The following is a 16,686-nucleotide window of genomic DNA, read 5'->3' as shown; positions in this document are numbered from 1 at the left end:
GGGGCGGGCGGGCTAGGGCCGCGGGACGTCCTTGACGAACACGATCCCGTCGATCCGTGCCAGATGGCCGGGATCGAGCGGGGCGTAGCCGAAGTAGGGGGACGCGCGGGGGGCGGGAGCCGCGTCACCGAAGGCGGCGGCCAGGCGGCGCGGGTCGACGAGGAACCGGTCCTCCGGCAGGGCGTACAGGAGGCCTTCGAGGGTGTCGCGAGGAGGGGCGTCCACCCCGCGATGCCGGATCGTGCCCAGGCCGGTGGCCAGGAAGGCGTACTCCGGACCCAGCCGGGTGCTCACGAGGGCGCCGGCGCTCCACCACTCGACCCGCTCGCCGCCCATGCGCATCGAGCTCCTGTCGCGCTGGAGATGGGCGTTGTGGGCGTGAACGAACACATCACCCCGTCCGGCGAGGGCGAGGAGGTTCGCGGCCATCATCTGGTCGCGCACGCCGACCAGCCGCGCCAGGCGCGCCGGTGAGTCGTCGGCCATCCAGTAGTGGTAGCGCAGCAGGCCGACGGCGGTGCGGCCGTACAGCCGCGCCCGGTCCCAGTCGTCCCCCGTGGCGGCGAGGTCCGGCGCCCGCGCGCCGAGCAGCGCCACGAGATCGTCGGCCAGTACCCGCAGTTCCCCGGCGTCGGCCGACCGCCCGACGGACCGGGACGGGTCCATCATCGCGGCGGGCTCGGTCCACCGGTCGTCGGCGCCGAGCAGGCGGTCGAGCGTCTCCGCAGTGCAGGGGAGCAGGCCGGCACCGACCTGGTTCGCGAGGTAGCGGTGCAGCGCGGTGAGGGCCTTTCGGGGGCTCGCGGCCGCGGTGATCTCCAGCGGGCCGTCGAAACCGGCGAAGCGGACGTGTTCGGACGCCGGCCGGCCCTCGTTGCGGGCGCGCATCCAGCGCACGAGCTCGCGGTTGGCGGCGGAGGCGCCCCAGCCGTGGCTGAACCCGCGCTCCATGACCTCGTCGAGGGTGCCCGTGCCCGAGGTGACGTGGTCGTCCACGACGAGGCCCATCAGGCAGTCGCTCTCGATCGCGATCGTCCGGCGGCCGTCCTCCTCGACGAGCCGGCGGAAGAGGTCGTTGCGGACGTCGAGCAGGACGTCCTCATCATGGGTCGGCTCGCCCAGGGCGAGCAGCCGCGGCCGGGCCGGGAGCAGGCCCATGACGGCGGTCGGGTCGACGGCCTGGACGGTGTCCGTGATTCCGGTAGCCATAAGATAAACGGTATCGTTGAACTTCCGGTTGAAACTTTATGGAGACTGCGGCGCAGGTATGGGACGAAAGCTTCAAAACGGAGGACGGCTCAGGCCGGTCGACCTGGCGCGGGAGCACGGCCTGTCGACGCAGGCGGTCAGGAACTACGAGGAGGTCGGCATCCTTCCGCCGGCCGGCCGGACGGCCCACGGCTACCGCACCTACACCCCGTACCACGCGCAGGCCCTGCGCGCGTTCCTCGCCCTGGTGCCGGGCCACGGCCACCGCACCGCGACGTCGATCATGCGGGCCGTGAACGAGGGGGCGGCCGAGGAGGCGTTCCGCCTGATCGACGAGAGCCATGCCCAGCTCCTCGACGACCGCCGGACCCTCCGGGCGGTGGAGGCCGCCCTGCGCGACCTGGACCCGGGCGCGGTCACGGAGTCCGGCGCGGCGCCGGCGACCGGCCGGGCGCCGGCGTCCGGGAGGGCGTCCGGGCCCCGCGAGACCTTCATCGGACCGCTGGCGCGGCGGCTCGGGATTCGGCCCGCGACGCTGCGCAAGTGGGAGCGCGCGGGGCTGGTGCGTCCGCGCCGCGACCCGCGGACCGGGTACCGCGTCTACGACGAGGCCGCCGTGCGGGACGCGCGGCTGGCGCACCAGCTCCGGCGGGGAGGCTACCTGCTGGAGCAGATCGCCCCGCTGCTCGCGCAGGTGCGGGCGGCCGGCGGGCTGGAACCGCTGGAGGGCGCCCTGCGCGACCTGGACCCGGGCGCGGTCACGGAGTCCGGCGCGGCGCCGGCGACCGGCCGGGCGCCGGCGTCCGGGAGGGCGTCCGGGCCCCGCGAGACCTTCATCGGACCGCTGGCGCGGCGGCTCGGGATTCGGCCCGCGACGCTGCGCAAGTGGGAGCGCGCGGGGCTGGTGCGTCCGCGCCGCGACCCGCGGACCGGGTACCGCGTCTACGACGAGGCCGCCGTGCGGGACGCGCGGCTGGCGCACCAGCTCCGGCGGGGAGGCTACCTGCTGGAGCAGATCGCCCCGCTGCTCGCGCAGGTGCGGGCGGCCGGCGGGCTGGAACCGCTGGAGGGCGCCCTGCGCGACTGGCACGGCCGGCTGTCGGCCCGCGGGCGCGCGATGCTCGCCGGGGCGGCCGAGCTGGACGCCTACCTCCGCGAGCGGTGAGCGCGGGGACCGCGGGCGCCTCCCAACACCCGCGGCCCCCGGTCCCCCGGTCCCCCGGGTCAATCGCGGTCGATGGTGAAGGTGGTCGTGGTGTTCCTGATGTCCTGGTGGTTGTTCGACAGTTCCAGGCCGTTGAACGTCGCCGAGCCGACCGCGGGGCCCTGCCCGGGTTCGGGCAGCTCGTTCACCCAGATCCCGAAGCCGGACTTGGCGTCGAACTCGTCACCGCTCTTGCGGGCACCGGAAATGCTGACGTTCGTCAGGACGGTGTCGGTCACGGGGTTGAGCGGCTGGCCTCCCGAGTACTTGGTCTGGAACATCATCCCGGAGTAGGTCGGATCGGTGATGTCCACGTCGCTGATGCGGATTCCCCGGAACGCGTACTCCGCCGAGTACAGCCACAGGGCCGGGAACGTCTGCTGGCCCCAGAAGTGGCCGCCGTCCCGGACCAGCGAGATGTTCTCGAACCTCGTTTGGGGGTTCGCCTCGAATCCGAGGGCCGGAATGCTCCCGAACCTCAGCGTCCCGATCGTGATCCCGGAGTAGACGAGCGTGTCGGCGATGTGGATGTCGCGGAAGGTGTTGCCGCCTCCCCCGTAGACGGCGAGGCCGGCGGCCCTCCAGGTCAGCAGCGAGGTCAGGTCCTCGTAGACGTTGCCCGTCTGCTGCTCGTTGCGGTGGTCGATCGCCGGGAAGAGCGCGAAGCTGTCGTCGCCCGTCGTCCGCGTCTCGACGTTCGCGACGTGGTTCCCGCTGCTCCCGTTGGTGAAGTTCAGGCCGTCCGCCCATGTGTCGCGGATGCGGCTGTTCTTGATGGTGGAGTCGTCGACGTTGGTGCCCCAGAACAGGCAGACCACGTGCTCGGCCCAGATGTCGTCGATCGTCATGTCGCTGACGTTGGAGAAGTCGAACACCTTCCCGGGCCCGTCGACGCGGGACGTGTAGTTGCCGAAGAACCCGAAGCCGGAGAACGTCGAGCCGTTGGCGGACGCCTCCGTCCGGAACCCGGCGTCGGTGTTCTGCCGCGCCGCGGGCGTGCGGAACCGCGTGAACCACGGCCCGGCGCCGACGATCTTCACCGCCTTCCCGTAGACCTGGAACTTCTGCGCGGTCTCGTAGGTGCCCGGAGGGAGGTAGACACCGGTCAGGTTCGCGTCCTGGCGGACCTTGTCGAGGGCGTTCTGGACGTCCTGGTGCGTGAACCCGGCGGGCTCCGCGTACTTGGCGGGGTCCGGGTTCGGCGCGGCCGTCGCGAGTTCGGTGTTGATGAAGTCGATGGCGTAGGTGGTGGTGTTGGCGGCGTCCTTCTGCAGCTTGATCCTGCTGCCGGCCGGGACCGTCCGGCCGAGCATCAGGTTCGCCTCGTCGTAGATGTGGCGGGGCGGCCCGGCGCCCGGCGAGTCGCTCGGGCTCGCCTCGTTCCCGTACACCCACGTGTACTTGGACGTCAGGTCGACGGCCTTGAGGAACGTCCCGTCGACGTAGACGTTGAGGGTCGACTCGATGCCGCCGCCGCCCGCCGCGTCCGGGATGGAGTACCGGGTCACGAGCGTGTTGGTGGCCGCCCCGGTGGTGAACTCGACGCTGCTTCCGGTGGTGTTCAGCGTGACGGCGCGGCGGCCGGACGCCTCCCCCGCGAGGTCGCCGACCGTGCGGTTCGGGCCGACGGTCGCCGCGCCGCCGCCGAGCACGCCGTCCTCCGCCTCGTACATGTCGAACGGCAGGTGCGCGCCGCGGCCGACGAACAGGGACTGCTCGGACGTGTTGTTCGCGCGCTTGACCGGGACCTCGTTGGCGTCGTCGTCGACGACGGTCCGCACCGTGAACCGGCCGTTCGCGGCCGTCCAGGTGCCGAGGTCGATCGGTGCGGTCGAGGCGCCGGGGGCGAGCGACCCGCTGTAGGAGCCGGTCAGCGTCTTCACCGCGGCGTCGCCGTCCAGGACCTGGAGGGTGATCCCGTGCGCGCCGCCGGCGGTGGCCCGGGTGCCGTTGTTCCGGAGCGTCACCGCGAAGGTCACGGTGTCGCCCGCCCGCGGGTTGCCGGGGTTCCAGGTGACGGCCTGCGCGACCAGGTCGGAGCTCGGCACCGGCGCCACCGTCAGCTGCGCGCCCGCCACGTTGTCGGTCTCGTTCAGCTCGATCTCGTCGTCGCCGGCGTCGGCCTCGGCGGCGACCGCGTAGGTGCCCGCCTCACGCGTCCCGATCGACGCGGACACCGTCGTGGACGCGCCGGCCGCCAGCTCGCCGACCTGCGCGGACGCCGCCTTCCGGCCGCCGGCCAGGAAGTCGAGCGAGGTCGGGCCGGCGGTGCCCGTCCCGATGTTGCGCACGGTCGCGCGCAGCGTGACGTCGTCGGTCTCGACCGGGGACGCCGGGTCCCACGCGACATCGGTGACCGTCAGGTCCGGGGTCGGCGCCGGGGTGCCGATCACCTGGACCTCGGCGGCCTGGCCGCCGGGCGCGCCGGAGTTGGACGTGAACGCCAGCCGCACGCCGGCCGCGGTCGCGACAATAGGGATCGACACGGTGTTCCCGCTCGCCGGGTCGAAGGTGTACGCGGCGGCCGGCTTGATGGTCGTGAAGGAGCCGTTCGGGGTGCTCCGGCCGAGCACCTCGATCGTCTGGGTGCGGGTCGCCCACGCGGCGTCCGGGTTCAGCTTCACGACCGCGAAGGTGAGGTCGGCCTTCGCGCCGAGATCGACGGTCAGCGTGGCCGGATAGGCGCCCGGCCCCGACTCCCAGTACGTCGCGAGGTCGTTGTCGTTGGCGTTCGCCGCGGTGAACGCGAAGACGTGCGAGGACGCCGTGATCGGCTTCCCGGCGGCGAGGTTCGTGTCGGCCGCCGCGGGCACCGCCGCCGGGCCGGTCAGCCCGGCGGCGGCCAGTGCCGCTGCCAGCAGGATGCGGAGGGACTTCTGTCTCATCGCTGGTTCTGCTCCCTGTCGGTGATTGCGGGGGGTGGGACACCTGCCTGGGAGGAGCGGCAGAAGTTCGCGGACGCGGTCAGCGCAGCCAGACGGCCGTGTCCGGGGGCAGCGCCCCGTCCTGGAGGGGCCCGCTGGCCAGCAGGACCTCGCCGGTCACCGGGGCCGGCTCGGTTCCGAGGTTCACCACGCAGGTCAGGCCTGAGTCGCGGATGAAGGCCAGCACGCCGGCCGCGGACGGGAGCCAGGTGAGGGAGCCGTCGCCGAGGTGCTCGCGGCGGAGCGCCAGGGCGTCCCGGTAGAGGTTCAGCATCGAGCCCGGGTCGGCGTCCTGCGCCTCGACCGTGAGGTCCTTCCAGTCGGGCGGCTGCGGCAGCCACGGGTCGCCGCCGAACCCGAACGGCGGCTCGTCCCCCGCCCAGGGCAGCGGCACACGGCAGCCGTCGCGGCCGGGGTCGGTGTGGCCGGAGCGGGTCCAGATGGGGTCCTCGCGCACGTCGTCGGGGAGGTCCTCGACCTCGGGCAGGCCGAGCTCCTCGCCCTGGTAGACGTAGACGGCGCCCGGCAGCGCCATCGCCAGCAGCGCGGCGGCCCGCGCCCGGCGCACGCCGAGCGCCCGGTCGGTCGGCGCGCCGTGCCGCCGGTCCTGGAGGTCGAACGAGGTGTCGGCGCGGCCGTACCGGGTCACCGGGCGGACGACGTCGTGGTTGGACAGGACCCAGGTCGCCGGAGCGCCCAGCGGCACGTGCGTCGCGAGCGTCGTGTCGATCACCCTGCGCAGCGCGTCCGGCTCCAGCGCGCAGTTGAGGAAGTCGAAGTTGAACGCGGTGTGCATCTCGTCCGGGCGCAGGTAGCGCGCGAAGCGCTCCTGGTCGGGCAGCCACACCTCGCCGACGAGCATCCGCTCCGGATAGGCGTCGGTGACCTTGCGCCAGCCCCGGTAGATCTCGTGGACGCCGTCCCGGTCGGTGAAGGGGTCCTGGCCGTCGGGCCCGCCGTCGGGTTCGGCGTCGGGGTCCTTCACCAGCAGCGCGGCCGAGTCGATGCGGATCCCGTCCACGCCGCGGTCGTACCAGAACCGCAGGACGTCGTGGAACTCGTGGACGACGTCCGGGCTGTTCCAGTTGAAGTCGGGCTGCTCGGGGGCGAACAGGTGCAGGTACCACTCGCCGTCCGGGACGCGGGTCCACGCCGGCCCGCCGAAGATCGACCGCCAGTCGTTGGGCGGCCCGCCGTCCTTGCCGGGCCGGAACCAGAACCGCTCCCGCTCCGGTGAGCCCGGCCCGGCCGCGAGGGCCTCCTGGAACCAGGCCGCCTGGTCGGAGGCGTGGTTGGGCACCACGTCCAGGATGATCCGCAACCCGGCCCCGTGCGCCTCGCCGATCAGCGCCTCGGCCTCGGCGAGCGTGCCGAACACCGGCGCGACGTCCCGGTAGTCGGCGACGTCGTAGCCGCCGTCGGCCATCGGCGAGGGGTACCACGGGTTCAGCCACAGCGCGTCGACGCCGAGCCCGGCGAGGTAGGGCAGCCGGCCGCGCAGGCCGGCCAGGTCGCCGACGCCGTCGCCGTTTCCGTCGGCGAAACTGCGCGGGTAGACCTGGTAGATCACCGCGCCGCGCCACCAGTCTTCGGGCATGCGAGCAACTCCTTAGTGCAACGGGGACGGGGGCCTGACGGGGGGTCAGCCCTTCAGGCCGCCCGCCGTGAGACCGGCCATGATGTGCCGCTGGAAGACGAAGAAGACGACGATGGTGGGCAGGCTCGCGATCACCAGCGAGCCGATCAGCACGTTCTGCGGCACCTGCACCGCGAGGGAGGCGATCGCGACGCTGATCGTCTTGCGTTCGGTGTCGGGCAGCACGAGCAGCGGCCAGACGAAGTCGCGCCAGACGTTCACCACCGTGAAGATCGACACGACGCCGAGGATCGGCCGGGACACCGGCAGCACGATCGACCACAGGATCCGGGCGGGCGACGCGCCGTCCACCTCGGCGGCGTCCAGCAGTTCGGTGGGGATCGAGTCGAAGAACCGCTTGAGCAGGAAGATGTTGAACGCGTTCGCGGCGGCCGGCAACCAGATGGCCCACGGGGTGTTGAGCAGGTTGACGTGCAGGATCGGCAGGTCCTTCACGGTCAGGTAGGCGGGCAGCAGGATGACCATCGGCGGGATCATCAGCGTCGCCAGCATCATGCCGAGGACCGCCCGGCCGAGCAGCGGCCGCAGCTTCGACAGCGCGTACGCGGCGGTGACGTCCACGCCGAGCGTGAACAGCCAGGCGCCGACGGCGTAGACCGTGGTGTTCCACATGTACTTGCCGAGGTCGAGCTGCCGCCACGCCTCCCGGTAGCCGTCCAGGTCGATGCCGCGCGGGAACACGCTCGGCGGGATGTCGGCCAGCTCGTCCGGCGACTTCATCGCGCCGGTGACCATCCAGTACAGCGGGAAGACGAACACGAACGTGAAGGTCACGAAGACGGTGGTGAAGACCGTCCAGTAGACCGCCTTGCCGCGGCGGGTGCCGAGCGCGTGCGGCGAGACGAGGGTCCGCGTCTCCGCCATGCCTACCTCGCTTCCTCGCGCGAGACGCGCAGGTAGACGACGGAGAACACGATCAGGACGAGCATGAGCATCAGCCCGAGCGCGCCGCCTCCGCCGAAATTCGTGAAGTTGAACGCGTACTGGTACATCAGGTAGGCGACAGTGACGGTGGCGTCCTCGGGCCCGCCGCCGGTGAGCAGGAACGGCTCGATGAACACCTGCATCGTCGCGATGATCTGCAGGAGCAGCATCACGAGGAGGATCAGCCTCGTCTGCGGGACCGTGATGTGCCGGATACGGCGGAACAGCCCGGCCCCGTCCAGCTCCGCCGCCTCGTACAGCTCGCCGGGGATGGTCTGCAGCGCGGCCAGGTAGATCAGGGTGCCGCTGCCGAGGTTCATCCACGTCGACACCAGCACCAGCGACACCAGCGCCGTCGAGGTCGAGTCGAGCCAGCTCAGTCCCGGAAGCTGGAAGAACCCGAGGATCTGGTTGAACAGCCCCGGCCCGGGGTCGTAGAACCACTTGAACAGCAGCACCGCGACCGCGGGCGGCAGCATCACCGGCAGGTACACGACGAACCGCAGGTAGCCGCGGGCGTGCCTCAGCTCGTTCAGCACGATCGCGATGGCGAACGGCACGACGTACCCGATCACCAGCGCCAGCAGGGTGAAGATCGCGGTGTTGACCCAGGCGTCCACGAACACCGGGTCGCGGATCACGGTGCGGAAGTTCTCCAGGCCGACCCACTCGGCGTCCCCGACGAAGTTCGTCCGCTGGAAGCTGAGCAGCACCTCGCGGACGATCGGGTACCAGGAGAAGAACGCGAAGCAGATCAGCGCCCCGGACAGGAACCCGTAGGCGGTCAGGTTGCGCCGCGCGCTCCGCCGGGCGCGGCCGGGCGTGCGCGGGGCCGCGGGCCGCTCGCGCTCGGAGGGCCGCGCCCGCGTCCGCACTGTGGTCATGGTCGGTGTCCCCTCGGGAGGCCCGGGACGCCGGCGGGGTGGCCGCCGGCGGCCCGGTGGCGGGCGTCAGCTTCCGGACCGCGCGAGCGCGGCGTCGGCCTTCTTCTGCGCGTCCGCGAGCAGCTGGTCGATGTTCGCGTCACGCCTGGTCAGCACGGCCGAGACGGCCGAATCGAGGATGGCGTAGAGCTGCTGCGCCTGCGGCGGCTCCAGCTTCCCGGGGACGCTCGGGTAGGCGTCCTCGTACGGCTTGAAGTTCCGCACCGGCAGGTTCGCGGACGCGGCGCGCAGGTCCCGGTCCTTCTGCCCGGTCGCGTTCTGCCCGAAGAGCTTGGGCTGCGGGAGCCCGACCGGGCGCCCGTCCTTCGCGGCCCGTGCGTAGTTCAGCTGCCCCCGACCCGGCGTGATCATGGCGAAGTCGAGCCACATCAGCCCGGCCTTGATCTTCTCCGGTGACGCCTTCGGGTTGATCATGTAACCGTCGCCGCCGAGCAGCGTGCCCGTCGCGCCCGGGATCGGGCCCATGCCGTAGTCCTCGTAGTCGCCCTTGAACTGGTCGACGAGCGCGGTGGCGTTGTCGGGGGCGCCGAGGTACATGCCGAGCTTGCCGGCCGCCATCATCCGCTGGATGTCGGCGTCGACGAGGAGTTGCTTGCCGCCCATCGAGTCGTCCGTCCAGCGCATGTCCTTGAGGTTCTGCAGGACGGCCCTGCCCTGCGGGCCGTTGAACGCCGACTTCCTGCCGTCCGGGCTCACCATGGAGCCGCCCTGGCTGTAGAGCGAGGTGGTGAAGTGCCACCCGCCCTGGTTCTTGGCGCTCAGCTCGGCGTAGCCGACGACCCCGTCGCCGAGGGCGCTGATCTTCTTGGCGGCGTCGCGGACCTCGGCCCAGGTCTTGGGCGGCGCGTCCGGGTTCAGGCCGGCCTTCTCGAACAGCTTCCGGTTGTAGAACAGGCCCATCGTGTAGTTCTGGCGCGGCAGCCCGTACACCTTGTCGCCGTCCTTGAAGACCTTCATGACGGCCGGGTCGAGGTTCCCGTACTGCTTGACCTGGCCGAGGTACGGGGTGATGTCGGCGGCCTGGCCGTGCGCGACGATGTTCCTGACGTCGGTGAAGTAGACGTAGAAGACGTCCTCCATCTGCCCGCCCGCGAGCTTCGCCTGGAAGGTCTGCGGGTCGATGCAGGGGAAGGCGTCCTTGCCCTCGACGGTGATGTTGGGGTGCAGCTTCTGGAACGCGGCGACGTCCTCGTTCCACTCCTTGCGCTGGGCCGCCTGGCTCTTGGCCGGCATGCAGCCGACCGTGATCGACACCTTGGTGCCGGCGTCCAGGGGCGCCGTGTCCTTGGCGTCGGAGCCGTCCCCGCCGCAGCCGGCGGCGGTCGCGCCGAGCACCGCGGTGAGCATCGTCAGGGTGGCGAGTATCCGGGGTCTCATGGGGGTTCCTCCTGGGCCGTCGGGTCGGCCGATTGCGAGGAACATACAGAGAGCTACATCACAATGCAATAGATGAATCGACATGCGCAAGTAGTCGACAAAATGACCGGTCACCGCTGCAAACAGACGTCGGACACGCGAAAGCCACCCTGCGAAAGGGCGGCTTCCGGACGGTCCTCAATCGGCGCGGCGTCAGGCGGCGCGGACGGGCGCGGTCGACGCCCGGACGACGAGCTCCGGCTCGTACAGCAGTTCCTCGGCGGTCACCGAGCCGCCTTCCACCTGGTTCACCAGCAGCGTCACCGCCGCGCGCCCGATGGCCTCGATCGGCTGCCGGACGGTGGTCAGCGGCGGGTTCACGCAATTCATGAACGCCGAGTCGTCGTAACCGACGACCGAAACGTCGTCCGGCACCGACTTGCCGAGCCGCCGCACCGCGCGGATGACGCCGAGCGCGAGGGGGTCGCTGGCGCAGATGATGCCGGTCACGCCGTCGCGGATGAGCCGGCCGGTGACCGCCTGCCCGCCCTCCAGCGAGAACATGCTGCGCCTGACCCACGCGTCGGGCAGGTCGACGCCGGCGCGCTCGGCGGCGTCGCGGACGGCGGCGAGCTTGCGGCTGCACGGCACGTGGTCCTCGGGTCCGAGGACGATCCCGATCCGCTCGTGCCCGAGCGACAGCAGGTGCGCGAACGCCTGCTCGGCGGCCACCGCGTCGTCGGTGGAGACCTGCGGGAAGCTCAGCTTCTCGGCCGCCGCGTTGACCAGCACGACGGGCAGCCGCACGTCGAGCAGGCGGTGGTAGTGGTCGTGCGGCGCGTCGGCCTCGGCGTACAGCCCGCCCGCGAAGACCACCCCGGACGCCTGCTGCTGGAGGAGCATCTCGACGTAGTCGGCCTCCGACAGGCCGCCCGGGGTGAGCGTGCACAGCACCGGCGTGAACCCGCGCTGGGCGAGGGCGCCGCCGACGACCTCGGCCAGCGCGGGGAAGATCGGGTTGCCGAGCTCGGGCAGCACGAGGCCGACCAGCCGGGCCCGCTCGCCCCGCAGCTGGGTGGGGCGCTCGTAGCCGAGCACGTCGAGGGCGGTGAGCACCGCGGCGCGGGTCGCGTCCGACACGCCGGGCTTGCCGTTCAGGACCCGGCTGACGGTGGCCTCGCTGACCCCGACCTTCTTGGCGACCTCGGCCAGTCGACGTGTCATGCCGCAACTATACGACGCCGCCCTGCAAGTTCAGCAGGGCGGGCGCAAACCGCTTACATTCCTTGCGCGCGGGCGACGCGGTTGACCGCGGACAGCATCGCCTTGAGGGACGCGGTGACGATGTTGCCGTCGATGCCGACGCCCCACACCGTCGTCCCGTCCCCGTCGCCGAACCGGACGTCGCACTCGACGTAGGCGGCGGCGCGCGCGTCGCCGCCCGCGCTCATCGCGTGCTCGGCGTAGTCCAGCACCCGCACGCCGATCCCGACCGTGTCGAGCGCGTCCTGGAACGCCGAGACCGGGCCGTTGCCGACGCCCTCGATCTCGCGGATCTCGCCGTCCACCCGGACGTCGCAGCTGAGCGCGTCCTTCTCGTCCACGCGGGACGTCGTGCGGTGGGCCAGCAGCCCGGCGCGCGGCCCGTTGGCGAGGAACTCCGACTCGAAGATCTCCCACATCCGCTCGGCCGTGACCTCGCCGCCCGCGGTGTCGGTGTGCTCCTGCACGACCCGGGAGAACTCGATCTGCAGCCGCCGCGGCAGCTCCAGCGCGTGCTCGGTCTTCATCACGTAGGCGACGCCGCCCTTGCCGGACTGGCTGTTGACCCGGATGACGGCCTCGTAGGTCCGGCCGACGTCGTGCGGGTCGATCGGCAGGTACGGGACCTCCCAGCGGTAATCGTCCACCGGCACCCCGGCGGCCTCGGCGTCCTTGCGCAGGTGGTCGAAGCCCTTGTTGATGGCGTCCTGGTGCGAGCCGGAGAACGCGGTGTACACCAGGTCGCCGCCGTAGGGGTGGCGCTCGTGCACGGGCAGCTGGTTGCAGTACTCGACCGTCCGGCGGATTTCATCGATGTCGGAGAAGTCGATCTGCGGGTCGACGCCCTGGGTGAACAGGTTCAGGCCCAGCGTGACCAGGCACACGTTGCCGGTGCGCTCGCCGTTGCCGAACAGGCAGCCCTCGATGCGGTCGGCGCCCGCCATGTAGCCCAGCTCGGCGGCGGCGACGGCCGTCCCGCGGTCGTTGTGCGGGTGCAGGGACAGGATGACGGAGTCCCGGTAGGCCAGGTTCCGGTTCATCCACTCGATCTGGTCGGCGTACACGTTCGGGGTGGCCATCTCGACCGTGGCCGGCAGGTTGACGATGACCTTCCTGTCCGGCGCCGGCTTCCACACGTCGTTGACGGCGTTGCAGACCTCGACGGCGTACTCCAGCTCGGTGCCGGTGAACGACTCGGGCGAGTACTGGAAGAAGATCTCGGTGTCGCCCATGTCCTCGGCGAGCTTGGCGCACAGCTTGGCGCCCTCGACGGCGATCGCGGTGATGCCGTCCCTGTCCTGCCCGAACACGACGCGGCGCTGCAGGGTGCTCGTCGAGTTGTACAGGTGGACGATCGCCTGCTTCGCGCCGCGGACCGACTCGAAGGTCCGCTCGATCAGCTCGGGGCGGGCCTGCGTCAGGACCTGGATCACCACGTCGTCGGGGATCCGGTCCTCTTCGATGATCTGCCGGACGAAGTCGTAGTCGGTCTGGCTGGCCGCCGGGAACCCGACCTCGATCTCCTTGTACCCCATCCGTACCAGCAGCTCGAACATCTTGAGCTTGCGGTGGGCGTCCATCGGGTCGATCAGGGCCTGGTTGCCGTCGCGCAGGTCGACGGCGCACCAGCGGGGCGCCTCGGTGATGACGGCGTCCGGCCACGTCCGGTCGGCGAGCCTGACGGGGGCGAAGGGCCGGTAGCGCTGGAAGGGCATGCCGGAGGACTGCTGTTGCGGATACATCCGTTGGGGTCTCTCTGCTCGAACCTCGCGGCCGACGTCCACGTTGAACTCCCGCAGCGAGGGAGCCGACCTGGTTACAGGCCCCCGCTGCGGCCGCTAAGGAGGAGCAGCTCACGCAACACGAGGGCCAAGTTAACAGATGGCATCCGAGTCACGGAAACCGGCGTCCGGATGATGAGACGGTCATTCCCCGTCCCGTCCGGGGACGAGCACGCTGAGGCAGGTCACGCAGCCGTCCAGCGCCTCGAACTCGCTGATGTCGACGCTCGTGACGCGCAGCCCGTCCGCCGCGAGGGACGCGGCCGTGCGCGGCGCCGCCGCCGACATCAGGACGTGGCCCGGCCCGAGCAGCACCACGTGCGCCCCCTCCGGCTCCGGCGCGACGCGCAGGCCGGGCAGCACCGACGTGTCCACCATGTCCGGGACGCCGATCAGGCCGCCGTCCGGCAGCGCGGTCATCGCCGACTTCAGGTGCAGGCAGCCGCTGATGCCCACCGGGACGACCTTCCGCCCGCCCAGCAGGCGCGCGAGCTGGCAGATGCCCTCCTCGTTCGTCCGGGCGCCGCGCCCGACGTAGACCGTGTCGCCGACCGCGAGGACGTCGCCGCCGTCCAGGGTCCCCGGCGCCGTGATCCGCTCGACCCGCAGGCCCAGCTCCCGCGCCGCCCACTCCGCCCCGGCGAGCTCGCCGCGGCGGCCCGGCGCGCCCGACCGGCCGAGGATCGCCAGGTCGCCGCAGACGACCAGGGCGTCCTCGACGAACACCGCGTCCGGGTGGTCGTCGGCGGGTGCGACGTCGCGGACCCGCCAGCCCGCCGACCGCAGCGCCGCGACGTACGCCGCGTGCTGGCGCGCCGCGAGGGCGGTGTCCACCGGGCGGGGCGCCGCGTGCGTGACGATCCCCTCGGCCAGCCGCGGGCCCGGCGCCCGGACCAGCGCCCTCCCGGTGCCGCGCGGGCCGGTGGCAGGGCCCATGTCGCCGGTGGCAGGGCCCATGTCAGCGCGCCGCCCCCTCCGTGGTCACGATGACGCCGAGCGCGTAGGCGCGGGACATCCCGAGCAGGTCCGCGACACCGTGCAGGGCCAGCCGCTCCCCCTCGCCGAGCGGCCCGTCGGCCAGGCCGATCCGGACGGCCTGCGCGAGGAACCACTCCTTGGCCTCCACGGCGAGCTGGGCGCCCGCCCGGACGACCTCCTGCTCCAGGAAGGTGCGGCGCAGCGCGAGATCGGCGTCGACGGCGTCGCCGTCGTACTCCGGCTCGCCGTACCCGGTCACCGTCGCGACCGCGCGGGCGCGGGACGCGGCGTCGGCCGGGTCGCCGGCGCGCAGCACCAGGGCCGCCGCCGCCCGCATCCCGGCGGCGAGCGCCTCGGCCATCTGCCGGGCGGTCGGCGTCCGCAGCGCCGACACCGGGAACCGGCCCCGGCACGTCCGGCACTCCACGGCGTGCCCGAGCCGCCACAGCGGCACCATCGGGACGAAGAACACCGAGAACCAGCGGCGCCCGGCCCGCCGCCGGTAGGCGCGGTCGCCCCCGCACTGCGGGCAGTGGAACGTCCCCTCGCTGACGGTACGGAACACCGCCGTCAGGCCGAAAACGAGCAACACCGGGGCTCTCCTCCCATAACGGACTTCGTTCCAAAGTACCGATCCGGCGCCGCCGCCGGGGGCGTCCCGGACAATGCCGTTCCTGCGTTTACGCTGGGTCCATGACCGGTGACCTCGGATCCGACGCGGAGCGCGCGCGGTCTCGCCCGACCTTCCTGCCGCCCGTCGACGGCTACCCGCCGCCGCCGGAGGCGCCGGCCACCTCGACCGGCGACGGGGCCGTCCCCGCCGGATACCCGCCGCGGCGCGGCACGCCCTGGATCCTCGCCATGATCGTCGCGGCGTCGGCACTGCTGGTGGCGGCGTTCCTGCCGTGGGCGCGGGCCCAGGTCGTCGTCGACCTGTTCGGCCGCACGCTGAGCCGCGACATCGGCAGCCTGGCGGGCATCGACGCCGACGGCACGGTCCTCGCCGTCCCGGTGCTCGCGGTGGTCTCGATCGCGCTGGCCGCCTGGGACCTGATCGGGCGGGACGCGCGGATCGGCGCGCTCGCCGCCGTCCCCGGCATGCTCGCCCTGCTGGTGTGCGGCCTGTTCGTGCTGCGGCTCGACGACGTCCGCGACAACCTGCCCGACACCGGGCTGGACCTCGGCTACCAGATCACCGTCCGGTTCGGCTGGTACCTCGCGGTCATCGCGTCCCTGCTGGTCGTCGGCTTCAGCCTCGCCCGTCCCATCAGCGAGCGGGTGTCGGCGCACCGGGAGGCGGGGCAGCCGCACCATCCGCAGTACGCGCACCCGGACCAGCGGTATCCGGACCAGCAGTACCCGGACCAGTACTCGGACCAGCGGTACTCGACCGGCGAGTACGCCGCCTGGCCGTCGGAGGACCAGGCGTGGGGCCGCGAGGAGCATGCGGCGCACGCGGACGCGGCACCGGAGCCCCGGCCCGACGAGCAGCCAGAGGACCAGGCCCCCGGGCGGGACGCCGGTCAGTCGTAGAACCCGAGCCGGCGGAGCTGCTTGGGGTCGCGCTGCCAGTCCTTGAGGACGCTGACGCGCAGGTCGAGGAACACCTTCGTGCCGAGCAGCGCCTCGATCTGCCGGCGCGCCGCCGCGCCGACCTCCCGCAGCCGCGAGCCCTGGTGCCCGATGATGATCCCCTTCTGGCTGGGGCGCTCGACGAACAGGTGCGCGTAGACGTCGATCATGTCGTCGCGGCCCTCGCGCGGGCCCATCTCGTCCACGGTGACGGCGATCGAGTGGGGCAGCTCGTCGCGGACGCCCTCCAGCGCGGCCTCGCGGATCAGCTCGCCGACGAGGACCTGCTCGGGCTCGTCGGTGAGGTCGTCCTCCGGGTAGAGGGGCATGCCCTCGGGCAGGTGGCCGATCAGCAGGTCGCCGACCAGGCCGACCTGGAACCCGCTCTCGGCGGAGCACGGCACGATGTCGGCGAACTCGCCGAGCCGCCCGACCGCGAGGAGCTGCTCGGCCACCCGTTCCGGCGCGGCCAGGTCGGTCTTGGTGACGATCGCGACCACCGGCGTCTTCTTCACCGAGGCCAGCTCCCGGGCGATGTACTTGTCGCCGGGCCCGACCGGCTGGTCCGCCGGGACGCAGAACCCGATCGCGTCCACCTCGGTCAGCGTCGACCGGACGAGGCTGTCGAGCCGCTCCCCGAGCAGCGTGCGGGGCTTGTGCAGGCCGGGGGTGTCGACCACGACGAGCTGCGCGTCCGGCCGGTGCACGATCCCCCGGATGGCGCGCCGCGTCGTCTGCGGGCGGCTGCTGGTGATCGCGACCTTGGTGCCCACCAGGGCGTTCATCAGGGTCGACTTGCCCACGTTCGGGCGCCCGATGAAGCACGCGAACCCGGCGCGCATGGTCATTGCGGTGTCCTCCTCGTTCGGGCCCG

General features: G+C 72.1%; 13 protein-coding genes and 1 pseudogene. 3 read left to right on the top strand and 11 right to left on the bottom strand.

All coding sequences use genetic code 11. The features are described from left to right. Positions 1-12 precede the first annotated feature (12 nt). Positions 13-1,209: an erythromycin esterase family protein gene (locus K8Z49_RS44335; RefSeq protein WP_412516947.1), complete on the bottom strand. Its 1,197-nt coding sequence runs from the start codon at positions 1,207-1,209 to the stop codon at positions 13-15. Between the two features lie 58 nt (positions 1,210-1,267). Here K8Z49_RS44335 and K8Z49_RS44330 point away from each other — a divergent pair. Continuing rightward, a pseudogene (locus tag K8Z49_RS44330) lies at positions 1,268-2,023 on the top strand (MerR family transcriptional regulator); the annotation flags it as partial. 21 nt (positions 2,024-2,044) lie between these two features. Further along, positions 2,045-2,374 carry a TioE family transcriptional regulator gene (locus K8Z49_RS44325; RefSeq protein WP_412521287.1) on the top strand — a complete coding sequence of 110 codons (330 nt, stop codon included), beginning with the start codon at positions 2,045-2,047 and terminating at the stop codon, positions 2,372-2,374. A gap of 59 nt (positions 2,375-2,433) precedes the next feature. Here K8Z49_RS44325 and K8Z49_RS44320 read toward each other — a convergent pair whose 3' ends face one another. From K8Z49_RS44320 to K8Z49_RS44280, 9 genes are all read right to left on the bottom strand, one after another. After that, positions 2,434-5,298 carry a CARDB domain-containing protein gene (locus tag K8Z49_RS44320; protein WP_412516946.1) on the bottom strand — a complete coding sequence of 955 codons (2,865 nt, stop codon included), beginning with the start codon at positions 5,296-5,298 and terminating at the stop codon, positions 2,434-2,436. A gap of 79 nt (positions 5,299-5,377) precedes the next feature. After that, positions 5,378-6,934 (bottom strand): glycoside hydrolase family 13 protein, encoded by a 1,557-nt coding sequence (locus K8Z49_RS44315; RefSeq protein WP_021599047.1) that lies wholly within the window; start codon positions 6,932-6,934, stop codon positions 5,378-5,380. Positions 6,935-6,979: 45 nt separating this feature from the next. Then, positions 6,980-7,858, bottom strand: a complete 879-nt coding sequence (locus K8Z49_RS44310) for a carbohydrate ABC transporter permease (protein ID WP_021599046.1) — start codon at positions 7,856-7,858, stop codon at positions 6,980-6,982. Positions 7,859-7,860: 2 nt separating this feature from the next. Next, entirely contained in the window at positions 7,861-8,802 is a 942-nt protein-coding gene (locus K8Z49_RS44305; protein ID WP_075019735.1) for a carbohydrate ABC transporter permease, read from the bottom strand. 66 nt (positions 8,803-8,868) lie between these two features. After that, a complete protein-coding gene (locus K8Z49_RS44300; RefSeq protein ID WP_021599477.1) occupies positions 8,869-10,239 on the bottom strand; it encodes an ABC transporter substrate-binding protein in 1,371 nt (456 codons plus the stop codon). 192 nt (positions 10,240-10,431) lie between these two features. After that, on the bottom strand, positions 10,432-11,442 hold the full coding sequence (locus K8Z49_RS44295; protein ID WP_021599476.1) for a LacI family DNA-binding transcriptional regulator: 1,011 nt from the start codon (positions 11,440-11,442) through the stop codon (positions 10,432-10,434). Between the two features lie 53 nt (positions 11,443-11,495). Continuing rightward, the gene (gene leuA / locus K8Z49_RS44290; protein ID WP_021599475.1) at positions 11,496-13,223 is read right to left on the bottom strand and encodes a 2-isopropylmalate synthase; all 1,728 of its coding nucleotides are present in this window, start codon (positions 13,221-13,223) and stop codon (positions 11,496-11,498) included. A gap of 183 nt (positions 13,224-13,406) precedes the next feature. After that, entirely contained in the window at positions 13,407-14,219 is an 813-nt protein-coding gene (gene ddaH / locus K8Z49_RS44285) for a dimethylargininase (protein WP_412516945.1), read from the bottom strand. A gap of 1 nt (position 14,220) precedes the next feature. Further along, the gene (locus K8Z49_RS44280; protein ID WP_024934604.1) at positions 14,221-14,832 is read right to left on the bottom strand and encodes a hypothetical protein; all 612 of its coding nucleotides are present in this window, start codon (positions 14,830-14,832) and stop codon (positions 14,221-14,223) included. Positions 14,833-14,933: 101 nt separating this feature from the next. On the opposite strand from K8Z49_RS44280, the gene K8Z49_RS44275 reads away from it, so the two are divergent. Beyond that, positions 14,934-15,773, top strand: coding sequence for a hypothetical protein (locus tag K8Z49_RS44275; protein ID WP_021600054.1), 840 nt, complete (start codon positions 14,934-14,936; stop codon positions 15,771-15,773). Here the strand turns inward: K8Z49_RS44275 and era are convergent. Further along, positions 15,764-16,660, bottom strand: coding sequence for a GTPase Era (gene era, locus K8Z49_RS44270; RefSeq protein WP_412516944.1), 897 nt, complete (start codon positions 16,658-16,660; stop codon positions 15,764-15,766). The two genes, K8Z49_RS44275 and era, sit on opposite strands and share 10 nt — an antisense overlap. Positions 16,661-16,686: the final 26 nt, after the last annotated feature.

Source organism: Actinomadura madurae, from assembly GCF_047130825.1.
Taxonomy (GTDB): domain Bacteria; phylum Actinomycetota; class Actinomycetes; order Streptosporangiales; family Streptosporangiaceae; genus Spirillospora; species Spirillospora madurae.
The sequence above is the reverse complement of the archived record's forward strand: the minus strand, read 5'-3'. Positions and strand labels throughout refer to the sequence as shown.